This is a genomic window from uncultured Aquimarina sp., from assembly GCF_947492965.1.
In the GTDB taxonomy this organism is placed as follows: Bacteria; Bacteroidota; Bacteroidia; order Flavobacteriales; family Flavobacteriaceae; genus Aquimarina.
Window position 1 is genome coordinate 127,180 of sequence record NZ_CANLOZ010000001.1, and the last position, 13,827, is coordinate 141,006.

Sequence of the window (13,827 nt, forward strand, 5' to 3'; positions counted from 1 at the left end):
AAAAAACTATGAATTTACTTATTCAAAATATACTTGTGATTGTTGTTGTTGCTTTGGCAATTGGTTTTTTAGTAAAAAAATTCTTTTGGAAACCTCAAACCTCTTCAGTGAGTAAAAAATCTGGTGCTTGCGGTAGTAATGGTTGTGGTTGTCATTAAACATATATCATGGCTGCTATAATAATTCTTATTGCTTATTGGTATGATTATAAATCCAATAAAAAACAGTTTATAAAAGATTTAAAAGGAGGTTTGTTTTTTGTATTCCTTTTGTTTAACGTATTTGGATTGCTGTTTTTTGTTCTAGACCAAGGAATCGTGGTTTCAAGTTTATCTTTAGGAATAGCAATACCAAGTATATTATGTATCAAGTTCTTTATGAGTAGAATATTTTCTTCTTCTTATAGAAGGGTTACTGCTGATTAAATATACTCCTACAAAAATAAAGGCACAACATAGTAATTTTGGAACCGTGATATCTCCCTTGTATTGACTATCGGCAATGAAATATGCTATACTACCCACTAATAACATAGCTACGGCAGGTTGTACATAAATATAGCTACTAGATACTGTAGGCTTCACATATTGTAACGCAAACATATTTAATAGGTATGCTAAAAAGGTTGGTCCAATGATTACATAAAATAGGGATGTCCAGTTGCTAGCGGTGTATGTTGTGAAGTCTGTTTCTAGTAATTGGCCAATGCAAAAAGGAAACATGAAAATGAAACCAAAGAAAAAAGTCCATACTATTACTGTTAGTGGTTGGTATTTAGACATCATTGGTTTTACTAGAACAAGGTAAAAGGCAAATGACAAGGCGTTTAAACCAATAAAAATATTTCCTTTTAATGAACCTGTTCCTATTCCCGAATTGCCCAAGTAAATTAATAAAATAGCCCCACTACCTCCTATAAAGATTCCGAGAATTCTGGACAATGTCAGAGGTTCTTTTAATAAAAAATAACTAATAACTACTGTGAATATAGGCATTGCAGTAACAATAATGGCTGCATCTACTGGAGAGGTTAGGCTAAGACCATTCATGGAAAAGTATTGGTTCGTAGCTACTCCTAAAAGACCGCAAATGAGTAATCTGGGAATATCTTTTTTTTCTACTTTTTCTTTTACGAAGGATTTTAAAAGTAGAAATAATAGTCCAGCTCCAGTAATTCTCAAAAATACAAGCGCAGATGCTCCAATTTTATTAGGCATTAGCCCTTTTGCTATTAAATAATTTGCTCCATAAATCATATTAAGACTGAGTAAAGCAATGTGGGCTTTAGCTTTGTTTGAAACCATTGGATAAAGAAACTAAATATAAATTGATTATTTCACAAGCAATTCTAAATAATAACTAGAAGGATCAATTTTCTGTCCGTTCGCTGGATAAGGACTTAAGTTGTAACCAAAAATCGTTTTTTTATCTGATTGTAATAGTTCTTTTGGTTTTATGGGATTAATTCCACTGGCGCTTATGATATATTCTTTTTCTTCTACCAAGGTGTCATTTTCATAAATTCCTATAATCACCTTTGCTTGCCCAGCCCAAACACAGCTTACACCTGTTGGACATCGCGAGTCTTCCACAACGTTGATAAAGTGAATACCCTTATTTCCAAACAAGGCTTTTTTACCAGCTTTTAGTTTTGTTATGATCTGTGGCGATTCTTTTTTCTCATGAGAACTTTGAGCATCAATTTTTGAGAAAGAAAAGAATAGGAATAAAAAAATCAAAAGGTATTTCATCATAAAAGCTTTAAGGTTAAAGGTATGTGAAAACTTATTATTAATTACCGAATTTATGAACAGTTTATAAATTTTCATAATATCTTTATACTCTTATATGTCCAAAAAAAAAGTCATCATTGTTGGATCTGGAGTCGCTGGATTGGCTGCGGCTATACGCTTGAGGAATCAAGGGTTTGGGGTAGTGGTTTTTGAAGCTAATTCGTATCCTGGAGGAAAGCTCACAGAAATTTATGAAAAAGGCTATAGATTTGATTGTGGCCCATCCCTTTTTACAATGCCACAGTTTGTGGAAAACCTTTTTGAAATCTCTAATAAAAATATTTCCGAATACTTTGATTATACAAAGAAAGAGGTGGTTTGTAACTATTTCTACGAAGATGGAACAAAATTTACTGCTTTATCTGACATAAATGATTTTGCAAGAGAAGCGGCACAAATCTTTGATGTAAAAAGTGATCAGATTCTAAAATATTTTAAGAGAAGTAAATTGAAATATGACCTTACATCTTCTTTGTTTCTCGAAAATTCATTGCATAAACTATCTACATATTTGTCCAAGGACACATTAAGAGCTATTGCAGGAATCAATAGTTTAGGTATTAATACAAAATTACATAGTTATAATGCTAACATTTTTAAAGATCCAAGATTAGTTCAGTTTTTTGATAGGTTTGCAACCTACAATGGATCATCGCCGTATCTTACACCAGGAATAATGTCTATGATTCCTCATTTAGAACAGCATTATGGTACTTTTTTTCCTAAAGGAGGGATGCATAGTATTACAAAAGCATTATATCAATTAGCACTAGATTTAGGGGTTCAATTTCGTTTTGATACGAAAGTTGAAGAAATCTTAATCGAAAATAATAAGGCAGTTGGTATAATCGCAAATAAAACTAAGGTACTTGCTGATATTATTATATCTAATATGGATGTTGTACCAACATACAAGAAGTTATTACCTAATCAAAAGGAACCGAGAAAAACTCTAAAACAACCAAGATCTAGTAGCGCCCTTATTTTTTATTGGGGAATCAAAAAAGAATTCCCAGAATTAGATTTACATAACATCTTTTTTTCTGAAAATTATAAAGAGGAATTTGAATATATTTTTGAAAAGAAAGATGTGTATAAAGACCCAACTATTTATGTAAATATAACTGCAAAAAATGAACCGAACGATGCTCCAAAAGGATGTGAAAATTGGTTTGTGATGATCAATGTTCCCGGTAATGAAGGTCAAAATTGGGATGCAATTATTGAACGTTCTAGAAAACAAATTATAGAAAAACTTACTAGATTACTCGATGTGCCAATCAAGGAATATATAGAAGCGGAAATAATTTTAGATCCTAGAAGTATAGAAACAAAAACACAATCATATCAGGGGTCTTTATATGGATCTAGTAGTAATAATAAGTTTGCAGCGTTCTTGAGACATCCTAATTTTTCTAAAAAAATCAAAAAGCTATATTTCTGTGGAGGAAGTGTACATCCAGGAGGAGGTATTCCGTTATGTTTGCTATCTGGAAAGATAGTTGCCGAATTAATTCAGAAAGAGCATAAACATGAATAATCTATGACAGCAGAAAGAAAGCAAATTATATCATTCGTTGTAATCTGGTTATTTACTGTTTCTGGGATTATTGGTATTCTATGTGGTTACGAAGATTGGTTCTTACCACTAACTCCTTTGAATTTATCAGTTTATACCGTGCTAATTTTTTGGATGTCTAATACAAGGAAACGATTGATTATTGCAATGTTAATCCCCTTTTCTATTGGTATGATAACAGAATATTTAGGGGTCAATCATGGATTGATTTTTGGAAATTATCAATATGGTGATAATTTAGGTAGTAAAGTTTTAGGCGTTCCGTGGATAATAGGGGTTAATTGGGCTCTTTTGGTGTATACCTCTGCTGCAATTGCTAAAAAAATACACTCTAATATATTTATCGCTTCAGGTTTGGGAGCATTGTTGATGGTAGCGCTGGACATAATTATAGAGGTTTCTGCTCCTAGGTTTGATTTCTGGGAGTTTGATAAAGGTATAGTACCTATCCAAAATTATATAGGTTGGCTAGTTACCGCATGTATTGCTCAAGTTTTATTTCAAAAAGCTTACAAAACCTTGCAATATGCATTGTCAATTCATATTTTCATAGCAATATTTATATTTTTTACTACATTTTTGTTTTTCTAGATGCAGCGATATGATTACATCATAATGGGTTCTGGAGCTTCCGGATTAATGTTAGCTTATCATATGGCAATGGATTCGTTTTTTGAAAAAAAGCAGATTCTTCTCATTGATAAAGAAGAAAAAAATCAAAATGATCGTACTTGGTGTTTTTGGGAAAAGGAAGCTGGTATTTGGGATCCTATAGTTAGTAAAAAATGGGAAAATGTTTTTTTTGGGAGTACTCATTTTTCTGATACGATCAATATAACACCTTATGTTTATAAATTAATAAGAAGCGAAGACTTTTATCAGTTCATTTTCTCATTTTTGAAAAACAAACCGAATATAGAAATAATACAGGAAACGGTTAAGGGATTTGTGGATGAAGGAGATATCGTTGAAGTAGAAACAGATAAAGGATTTTATTTAGGTTCTACTGTTTTTAATAGTATACTTTTCTCCGAAGCATATAAAAATCAAAATAAATACCCGTTATTGAATCAGCATTTTGTAGGTTGGTTTGTAAAAACCGATACACCTGAATTTGATCATTTAACGGCTACATTTATGGATTTTGAGGTAGAACAGAAAGGAAATACTAGATTTATGTATGTTTTACCATTTTCTAAAACTGAAGCTCTATTTGAATATACACTCTTTTCTAAAGACCTTCTTTCGGAGTCAGCGTATGAAAAAGAAATAGAATTATATTTAAGAGAAAAGGGAATTCAAACATATGAGATCACCGAGAAAGAAAAAGGATGTATTCCGATGACCTGTTATCGGTTTAATAAACAAAATACCAGGAATGTTATTCATATTGGAACTGCTGGTGGATGGACCAAAGCGAGTACTGGTTTTACATTTCGAAATACAGAAAAAAAAGTCAGTCAATTAATCAAAAATATAAAAGAAGGAGGAGAGTTGTCTAAATTTGATAAGCGAACCAAGTTCTGGTATTATGATTTATTGTTTTTGGATGTTTTGTCCCAAGAAAATCATAAAGGTTCGGAGTTATTTTCAAAATTATTTAGAAATAATGATACAGAAAAAATTCTCAAATTTTTGGATGAAGAAACTTCGTTTTTAGAAGATCTAAAAATAATGTCTTCTATGCCTGCTGCAAAGTTTTTAAAAACAATTTGGGTTAGATTGGTTTCTTAATTAAAATCCTTTGCGATTTTAAAACCTACCATAGGAATTTGATTTATGAATACTATAAGTTCTTTTGGATTGGGTTCTGAAATAGTTACTTCAAGCTGAATGACTCCATTTTCAGGTTTGATATCACCTTGGTAATTAAACTGTCTGTTATTTATCGTATAAATAATTGAATTTACAACTTCATTATAGGTTATTTCAAATTTTACGATTTGAGAAGTATTAACATCTAAAATTCCAGTTGATGGAGAAATTAAGCTAAAGTCTTTTGCTTTTTCATGTTGATAGAAAAGCGGAGCATCTAAAAATTCTTTTTTGCTGATCGTTTTTGGTAATAAGCTGTTTTCATAGAAATCTGGATAATGACCTTTTATAAAAAGTTCCGCAGGCATTCCGAAATAATCATAATTTGTTTTTTCTATAAACTCTTGTGTTTGCACATTATAATAACCTGTGCTTCCCCAAGTAGCATCAATGAGATATTTTTTGAAATCAATTTCTATAATATTCCATGCATGATCAACACGATATTCTCTTCCAATATGTGGTATTTGGTTTTTAGCAGTTCCTAGCACATAAAAACAAGTAATACCAAGGTGGTCACAAACATCTTTAAAAAGTTGTGTATATCCTTCGCAGACTGCGATTCCAGTAGAAACAACTCTTTTAGAGATTTTCTCTCTATATTTTTTCTCTGTTTTTAGATGTTTTTTAGAACCAGATTTAGTCTTATCATATTCTATGTAATTGGAAGATCTAAAACTTGGAAAAGGATTATAACTTACAGATTTGTAGGAGTTAGCATAATCAGAATAAAACTTTCCTGATTCATTATAGTCATAGGATATATTTTTTGTGATCCAGGAGTAAATAGCTTTGGCCTGATCTAGTTCTGTTTTAAAATCTTTAGCTATTTGATCAGCAAGTTTTTTAGGAGTTTTGAATGTAGTAGGGTATTTATGAACTATAGCCTCTATTTTGTCAAAATCCTGACCATAGATATTAAGTGCCGAAAACAGGCTTAGTAGGAAGAAAATTAGTGGCTTATACATACAATAAATGTAGCATCAAAAATTAAACCAATTAAAATACAACTATTCATTATATTTTAAAAGAGATTGTTTAATTATGTTAGGCCTCGTTCTTTTTGGATTTGTTCATAGGCTTTTTGTACTTCTTTGAACTTTTCTTCTGCGCCTTTTATATGCACCGGATCCATATGCTGTACTTTGTCTGGATGATATTTTTTTACCATGGTCCTGTAAGCCTTTTTTACTTCAGCATCAGTAGCATTTTTATCAATTTCTAAAATTTTGTATGCGTGATTACCTGTTTTAAAAAACATGGCTTTAATACTTTCAAAATCACTAAAATTAATCCGCATAAAACCAGCCATTTTCTGAATTTCTCTAGCTTCGGCTTCGCTTACGTTACCATCAGCATTGGCAATTCCAAAAAGAAAATGAAGTATTTGTAATCGTGCCGCATAACGAGTACGTTGTGTTAAAAACATACAAATACGCTGAGCAGAAATCTCTCTGTTCTTAATAATTTCATTAAAAGTTCTAAACGTTGCATTAGCACGTTCCTTTCCGTAGGCACTAACAAAATATTGACGAACGTAATCTAATTCTGTTTGATTTATACGACCATCGGCTTTGATTACGATTGAAGAAAGAGAAAGTAAATTAAGTTCAAAATCTCCTGGACTCACTTGTTTGTCTTGGGTAAAAACGTTTGTAAAACTTCCTGCGCTTTTACTGGTTCTTCCATCCAACAGACTACCTAGTATAAAACCAAGTATGGCTCCAGGAACCTTAAAAAATATTCCTCCTAATATAGCCGCAAACCATTTAATCATTCATGAAAAATTTAGGTGTGTAAAGATAGTTGAATTATTTACACGATTTTTAAGTATACTATATTAGTATTACCACCGAGAATTTTGTTACGAAAAGTTAGTTTTTGTTTGCTTTTCCGACTACTTGGCAGTCATAGGGATATGGTACATTATTTGTATCTTTGTCTTAAAATTTCAAATAAAAAAATAGTAAAGAAATATGTATCCAGCAGATTTAGTAAAGCCAATGCGCGAAGACCTAACTAGTATAGGTTTTGATGAATTACAAACAGCTGCAGATGTTGATGCGGCGATAGCAAAAGAAGGAACTACTTTGGTAGTAGTAAATTCTGTTTGTGGTTGTGCAGCGGCAAATGCAAGACCAGGTGCAAAAGCATCTTTAGCAAATGATAAAAAGCCTGATAATTTAGTAACAGTATTTGCAGGAGTGGATAGAGAAGCTACTGATAAAGCTCGTGGATATATGATCCCATTTCCACCATCTTCTCCGTCAATGGCATTGTTTAAAAATGGAGAATTGGTGCATATGCTAGAACGACATCATATCGAAGGAAGACCTGCAGAGATGATTGCAGAAAATCTTAAAGATGCTTACAACGAGCATTGTTAGGAGTTAGGCACATAAATTCAAAAAGAAAACCGTCTGTATAGCAGACGGTTTTCTTTTTGAATGGCAATTTTTTTGGAATAATTTTCTAGAATTTTAGACATCGTAATTTTATGCGTTAAAGAATTGGCGTTCTAAAAATAATATCAGACCTTGCACAACTGTAACACAAATCAAAATCATTAATTGCTAAGAGAAGTTATGGGGGCATTAAAAAGGATCGTTTCGTATCCGCTTTCAGTAGTTTTCTATCTGTTTTTTGGACTTACCCTATTAGTTTTCCAACCATTACAATGGTTAGGACTTAAGCTTGGAGGGGCAAAAGGACATAGAGGAGTTGTCAATCTAATGAACCTTTGTTTATTGAGGTGTTTACACTTTTTAGGAGTAACATTTAGTTTTAAGAATATACATAAATTACCAGAAGATCGTTCTTTAATTATTGTTTCTAACCATCAGAGTATGTTTGATATTCCATTAATATCTTGGTACCTGCGTAGACATAAACCAAAGTTTATTTCGAAAATTGAACTAGGAAAAGGAATACCAAGTATTTCTTTTAATTTGAAATATGGTGGTCATGCATTAATAGATCGAAAAAATGCAAAACAGTCGATTCCAGAGATCTCAAGATTTGGTAAGACGATTGCTAAAAATAAATTTGCTGCTGTTATTTTTCCAGAAGGTACAAGAAGTAGAACTGGGGAACCCAAAGAGTTTGCATCAACTGGATTAAAAATATTGTTCAAAAATGCACCAGATGCGTTAGTAGTTCCAGTAACTATTAACAATAGTTGGAGATTAGTAGAGCATGGTAATTTTCCTATGGGAATAGGTTTACATCTTACGTTAGAAGTAAAAGAACCTGTTGCTGAAGAAGGATTGACAAAAGAAGAAATATTGGATATTACTGAAAAAAGAGTAATCTCTACCATAAAAACCCAAATATCATAATCATGGCTATAGACAACATTAGATTAGAAGTGATGCAATTATTGGAAAAGAAGATAGAGTCTTTTATAGATACTTATCTAATTCCGATTGATCAGGTATGGCAGCCTACAGATTTTTTGCCTGATTCCCAGAATGAGGATACCTTTTTTGATGAGGTAAAAGAGTTAAGAGAGTTGGCGAAAGAACTTCCATACGATTTTTGGGTAGTTTTGGTAGGAGATACTATTACTGAAGAAGCGCTTCCGACTTATGAGTCTTGGTTAATGGATGTAGAAGGAATTAATCAACACGAAGGAGAAGGTGGAAATGGTTGGTCTCGTTGGGTGCGTTATTGGACGAGTGAAGAAAATCGTCATGGAGATGTACTAAATAAGTATTTGTATTTATCGGGAAGAGTGAATATGATTGAAGTAGAGCGTACAACTCAGCATTTAATAAATGATGGTTTTGATATCGGTACGGATAGAGATCCTTATAAGAACTTTATCTACACAAGTTTTCAGGAATTGGCAACTAATATTTCTCATAGTCGTGTAGCTAAAATTGCCAAAGGCTATTCTAATAAGTCTTTAGCGAGAATGTGCAAGATTATTGCAGGAGATGAGATGCGTCATTTTAATGCATATAGTGATTTTGTAAAGAATATATTCGAGGTAGACCCTAGTCAGATGATGGTGGCGTTTAAAGATATGATGAAGCATAAAATTGTAATGCCAGCTGTATTTTTAAGAGAGTCTGGAAATTCTATTGGTAGTGCTTTTGAGGAATTTTCGAATGCGGCTCAGCGATTAGGAGTATATACTTCTCAGGATTATATAGATATCATGCAGCGTTTAATCAATAAATGGGAGATTGATAAACTGGTAGATTTAACGGATGAAGCTGAAAAAGCACGTGATTTTGTGATGAAGTTACCAGCACGTATGCAACGTATCAATGAGAGGTTAGTAGTTCCTCAAGAAGTGTTCAAATTTAAATGGGTAGAGCCTGCTATGGTAAAATAAGGTAGCGTATGAATAATGATGAAATTATACAGAAAACTGTTGATTTTGTAAAACATACATTGCATAATGCCGAAGGAGGTCATGATTGGTTTCACATAGAACGGGTTTTTAAAACATCTACTACCATAGCTAAATCTGAAAATGTGGATGTTTTGGTGGTTTCCTTAGGTGCTTTATTACATGATATTGCCGATTCTAAGTTTCATAATGGCGATGAAACTGTAGGGCCAAGAGTAGCAAAAGATTTTTTAGAAAGTATAAGCGTAAATAACAGCGTTATTGATCACGTGATCAATATTATCGAAAATATTTCTTTTAAAGGAGGAAACGTAATACAAAAATTTAAATCTCCAGAATTAGATGTAGTACAGGATGCTGATCGTTTAGATGCTATTGGTGCAATTGGTGTTGCACGATGCTTTAATTATGGAGGTTTTAAAAATCGAGCACTTTACAATCCTGATATTAAACCAAATCTTCAGATGAGCAAAGAGGAATATAAAAAATCCGAAGCTCCGACTATTAATCATTTTTACGAAAAACTATTATTACTTAAAGATCGAATGAATACTGAAACAGGTAAAAAGATGGCAGAAAAGAGGCATCTCTTTATGGAACAGTTTTTAGATCAGTTTTATCTGGAGTGGGAAGGTAAATCTTAAGTTGTAGTCTAAAAAAGAGTCTAAATATTGCTATTTAGACTCATCATTGTACAATAGTTTAAAGCTTTTTATTGCTTTAGAGTTTGGTTGTTATTTTTTGAATATTTTTATTCTTTTTTGAACATGATCTTTTTCTAGTTGTAGAATATAAAAACCAGTATTTAGGTTCGGCGCAAGAATTTTTATGTCGTCTCCATCCCTATTGGTTTTGACTTTTTGGATAGTCCCATCGGTTCCAAAGAGTTTTATAGAACGTACTGCTTGTTTAGAGCTAATTCCTTTAACAATAATTTCATCTTTAAAAGGAATAGGATATACCTTAATTCCTTCAAAATTATAAGCATCTACTATTGGTGGAGTAGGAGCCGTATTAGTTGTGTTATATGTTGTTGGAGTATTGTTAGTAGCAGACGGAAGGTATCTCACCGTAAGTTCGGCAACGGAAGCCCAACGTTTATCGTCTACTTCTGAAAGGGCTCTAAAATAGATATAACGAGTGTTAAAGGAATCAAATTCTACGGTTTGTTTTAAGCTTGATTTTTGAAAACTTCCAGCAGAGAGCTCCTTCCAGTCATTGCCATCCCAACCAAATAATATATAATCTTTTACCATTCCGGTAGTTCCGTTTTGTCTTCCTTGATAGGAGAACCCTACTAATTCTTTTGCTTGTCCTAAGTCTATGGCAATAAAATGAGGGTGTGATGTATTGTCATCGTACCAGTTGCTATGCCAATAAGTGTTTGGATCTCCGTCAGCAGCTTTTTCTTTGGAATGATCTGCATTGGTAGTTTCTTCACTATTGGTATCATAGACGATACAGCCTTTACAATCTTCGACTACATCATTAATTGCTATTGCAACAGTATTTGAAAATTCAGAATAACTGTCTGTATCGTAGGCTCTAACACGATAAGAATAAGAACCATTAGGAACGTTTTGATCTGTAAATGTCTCTACTCCAGATCCAACAAAATCAATACGCTCAAATCCATTACCATCATTTCGTTGAATGGTAAACCCATTTTCATTATTCGAGTTATCTTTCCAATTTAGCGTAACATCATTTTGATTTGCTTGAGCAGTGAGATCACTTGGCGGTGTAATTTCATCGGGATCTGTATTTCCTATTATTACCGTAGCAACATTAGAAAATTCAGAATAGTTGTTTGCATCATATGCTCTTACACGATAAGAATACGATCCATCTTGGAGGTTTTTATCTGTATAAGTTTCTATTCCAGTTCCAACAAAATCAATACGCTCAAAACCGTTTCCGTCATTTCTTTGAATGGTAAATCCATTCTCATTATTAGAATTATCGTTCCAAGTCAGAGTAACATCTGTTTGATTTGCGAGTGAAGTAAGATTTGTAGGCGGGTTAATTTCATTAGGATTAGAGTCTTCATTATAAAGATCAGATTCCCAAATTCCACGCCCATAGGTGGATACTCGTATTTTTCTTGTAGGATAATGGATTTCGAGTTCTGTGGTTTGTACTCTAGGGAGATTGATAGAAAAAGGAACCCAAGAATTAAGATTATCGTTTGTATAATACACTCCAGATTGCATCCCTACATACAGACCATTTGCACTGGTATCATCAAAAACAAGGCATTGTACTGATATTTGAGGAAGATTTCCTCTAATATTTGTCCAAGAACTTCCGGCATTTGTAGAGACGTAGACTCTAGAACCTGTTGCGGCTAGCGCCACTCTTTCAGGATTGTTTGGATCTACAGCGATGAAATTTACATTTCCGCTAAAATTGCTTACTTCAGTCCAATTAGGCGAATTACTTTGACCGTTTTTGGTTCTCCATACCCTTCCTTCCTGTGCAATGTAGATATAGTTGTTATTGGATGCAGCTATTGCCATTTCATCAAGATTTCCTCCAACATTTATGCTCGAAGTGATATTTCTCCAACTTCCATAGCTACCACCGTTGTTACTTCTATATAGATCTCTGTACCCTACGTAGATTTTGTTATTATTAATTGGATCCATCATGAATGGAGTAACCCATTCACCACTAAAGTTTCCTGGTTTACTAATGTTTCCTATGCTATTCCCTCCATTGGTACTTTTATATAAAGACCCAAATTGAACAGTTCCGTAAACAATATTTTTGTTTTTATGGTCTATGAAACATTCCATACCATCTGCTCCAAGCCATTCTTTAAATTGTCGATTTGCTCCATTCATGATATTGGTACCATTGTCTTGAGCTCCACCAACGATCATGTTAGCATCGGTAAAGGCACCGCCAAATCGATAATATTGTCTAATGGCAAGTCCGCCTTGAGTAAGATCTGCCATATTGTTTCCCCGATCTCTACTTCTAAAAATCCCACCATCACTACCAACATAAATGGTTCCATCTACATATTGCATTACTTCGATGTCGGCATGTACATAAGATCGATCTCCTGGATTACTCCATGTTGCGAGTGTAGAAAATGTGACTCCACCGTCTAAAGATCTGGAATAATTCATACCACCTACATGAACCTCGTTAGCATTAGTGTCTGATACAGCAATAGCCATATCACGCGAAGCTTGTGTAAAGTACACCTGATTGGTACTGCTCGATGTTGCTCGAGTAGTAAAACTAGAACCTCCATTTAAGGAACGATATAGGTTGCCAAAACCACTTCCTCTTTTTTGTACGAGATATATAGCATTTGGATTTGCAGGAGTTACAGCCATTTTCATTCGTTCACTTCTATCGATACCATTGGTAATTCTGCTAAATGAATTACCTCCATTGGTTGATCGGTAAAAGCTGTTTCCACAAGAATATACAACATCGGTATTACCAGGTTTAAATTCTACATCTTCGGCTCTGGTATTTAGTACGATACTAAAACTTGATCCACTGTTGTTAGATCTGTACAAAGCTTTTGTGGTACCTACAAATATTCTGCTACTATTAGGATGAATAAGAATCCTTCTTGGAGTTCCACTTACTCTTTGAATTTCTGACCAGGAAGATCCTCCGTTTGTTGATTTTAGAATTTGACCAGCAGAATTTCCAAGATATACAATGTTTGAATTGTTGGGATCAATAGCGATGGACCAAATAGACATACTAAACATTTGATCTCCTATTGGATTCCAGCTTTGTCCAGCGTTTGTGGATTTCCAGATTCCTCCTCCTGGAGATCCTGCATACATTAGTTTTTGCTGAGAAGGTTCAACTGCAAATGCCGTTACTCTACCTAAACCTGGAGTCCAGCTTGAGGTGCGCGTCCAATTAAAAGGTCCAAGTTCCTGCCAACCACTGTTTCTTTGATTATTTTGGATGTTAGTTTTAGAATTATTCTGAAAGGATTCATAGAATTTTCTGGATTCATCAAGAACTTTAGCATCACTAATTATGTGTCCTTTTGAATCTGCATTTCTTTTTGCCCAGTATAGGCTTCGCATGTATAATTTATATCCACTTCCTTTACCTTTGTCCTTGTTCCTATAATAGGAATTACCAATACGTTCTAGTTTCGATACTTTAAGGTTTTCTTCTTCAAGAAGGTCATAAAATTCTTGAGCAGAACTTTGAAAAAATACAGTGTTAATAATTAGAAATACTAATACGTATTTCCATCGTTGTAAAATGAGTGAGTTACTTAGTTGAGTCAT

At 33.4% G+C, this 13,827-nt stretch carries 13 protein-coding genes; 8 read left to right on the top strand and 5 right to left on the bottom strand.

All coding sequences use genetic code 11. The features are described 5' to 3' along the window. Positions 1–8: 8 nt before the first annotated feature. Positions 9–158 (top strand): FeoB-associated Cys-rich membrane protein, encoded by a 150-nt coding sequence (locus tag Q1B37_RS00625; protein ID WP_299894258.1) that lies wholly within the window; start codon positions 9–11, stop codon positions 156–158. 201 nt (positions 159–359) lie between these two features. Here the strand turns inward: Q1B37_RS00625 and Q1B37_RS00630 are convergent, their stop codons facing one another. Both Q1B37_RS00630 and Q1B37_RS00635 read right to left on the bottom strand, forming a co-directional pair. Next, positions 360–1,304, bottom strand: a complete 945-nt coding sequence (locus Q1B37_RS00630; RefSeq protein WP_299894260.1) for a DMT family transporter — start codon at positions 1,302–1,304, stop codon at positions 360–362. 27 nt (positions 1,305–1,331) lie between these two features. After that, the gene (locus tag Q1B37_RS00635) at positions 1,332–1,754 is read right to left on the bottom strand and encodes a hypothetical protein (RefSeq protein ID WP_299894261.1); all 423 of its coding nucleotides are present in this window, start codon (positions 1,752–1,754) and stop codon (positions 1,332–1,334) included. A 94-nt stretch (positions 1,755–1,848) separates the two neighbouring features. On the opposite strand from Q1B37_RS00635, the gene crtD reads away from it, so the two are divergent. Genes crtD through Q1B37_RS00650 form a run of 3 tightly spaced genes read left to right on the top strand, consistent with a single transcriptional unit; the run spans position 1,849 to position 5,106 of the window. Next, positions 1,849–3,333 (top strand): 1-hydroxycarotenoid 3,4-desaturase CrtD, encoded by a 1,485-nt coding sequence (gene crtD / locus Q1B37_RS00640; protein ID WP_299894263.1) that lies wholly within the window; start codon positions 1,849–1,851, stop codon positions 3,331–3,333. 3 nt (positions 3,334–3,336) lie between these two features. After that, complete coding sequence (locus tag Q1B37_RS00645; RefSeq protein WP_299894266.1) at positions 3,337–3,963, top strand: carotenoid biosynthesis protein; 627 nt, start codon at positions 3,337–3,339, stop codon at positions 3,961–3,963. After that, complete coding sequence (locus tag Q1B37_RS00650) at positions 3,964–5,106, top strand: lycopene cyclase family protein (protein ID WP_299894268.1); 1,143 nt, start codon at positions 3,964–3,966, stop codon at positions 5,104–5,106. Here Q1B37_RS00650 and Q1B37_RS00655 read toward each other — a convergent pair. Together Q1B37_RS00655 and Q1B37_RS00660 are read right to left on the bottom strand one after the other, a co-directional pair. After that, on the bottom strand, positions 5,103–6,155 hold the full coding sequence (locus Q1B37_RS00655) for a transglutaminase-like domain-containing protein (RefSeq protein ID WP_299894271.1): 1,053 nt from the start codon (positions 6,153–6,155) through the stop codon (positions 5,103–5,105). The genes Q1B37_RS00650 and Q1B37_RS00655 overlap by 4 nt on opposite strands. A gap of 74 nt (positions 6,156–6,229) precedes the next feature. Then, positions 6,230–6,964 (bottom strand): TerB family tellurite resistance protein, encoded by a 735-nt coding sequence (locus Q1B37_RS00660; RefSeq protein WP_299604469.1) that lies wholly within the window; start codon positions 6,962–6,964, stop codon positions 6,230–6,232. 199 nt (positions 6,965–7,163) lie between these two features. On the opposite strand from Q1B37_RS00660, the gene Q1B37_RS00665 reads away from it, so the two are divergent. The 4 genes from Q1B37_RS00665 (at position 7,164) to Q1B37_RS00680 (ending at position 10,191) form a co-directional block, all read left to right on the top strand. Further along, positions 7,164–7,574, top strand: coding sequence for a BrxA/BrxB family bacilliredoxin (locus tag Q1B37_RS00665; RefSeq protein WP_299894274.1), 411 nt, complete (start codon positions 7,164–7,166; stop codon positions 7,572–7,574). Positions 7,575–7,772: 198 nt separating this feature from the next. Then, complete coding sequence (locus Q1B37_RS00670) at positions 7,773–8,525, top strand: 1-acyl-sn-glycerol-3-phosphate acyltransferase (RefSeq protein ID WP_299894277.1); 753 nt, start codon at positions 7,773–7,775, stop codon at positions 8,523–8,525. 2 nt (positions 8,526–8,527) lie between these two features. After that, positions 8,528–9,529 carry an acyl-ACP desaturase gene (locus tag Q1B37_RS00675; protein ID WP_299604461.1) on the top strand — a complete coding sequence of 334 codons (1,002 nt, stop codon included), beginning with the start codon at positions 8,528–8,530 and terminating at the stop codon, positions 9,527–9,529. Between the two features lie 8 nt (positions 9,530–9,537). Continuing rightward, positions 9,538–10,191 carry an HD domain-containing protein gene (locus tag Q1B37_RS00680; protein ID WP_299894280.1) on the top strand — a complete coding sequence of 218 codons (654 nt, stop codon included), beginning with the start codon at positions 9,538–9,540 and terminating at the stop codon, positions 10,189–10,191. 90 nt (positions 10,192–10,281) lie between these two features. Here the strand turns inward: Q1B37_RS00680 and Q1B37_RS00685 are convergent, their stop codons facing one another. Next, a complete protein-coding gene (locus tag Q1B37_RS00685) occupies positions 10,282–13,827 on the bottom strand; it encodes a discoidin domain-containing protein (RefSeq protein WP_299894281.1) in 3,546 nt (1,181 codons plus the stop codon).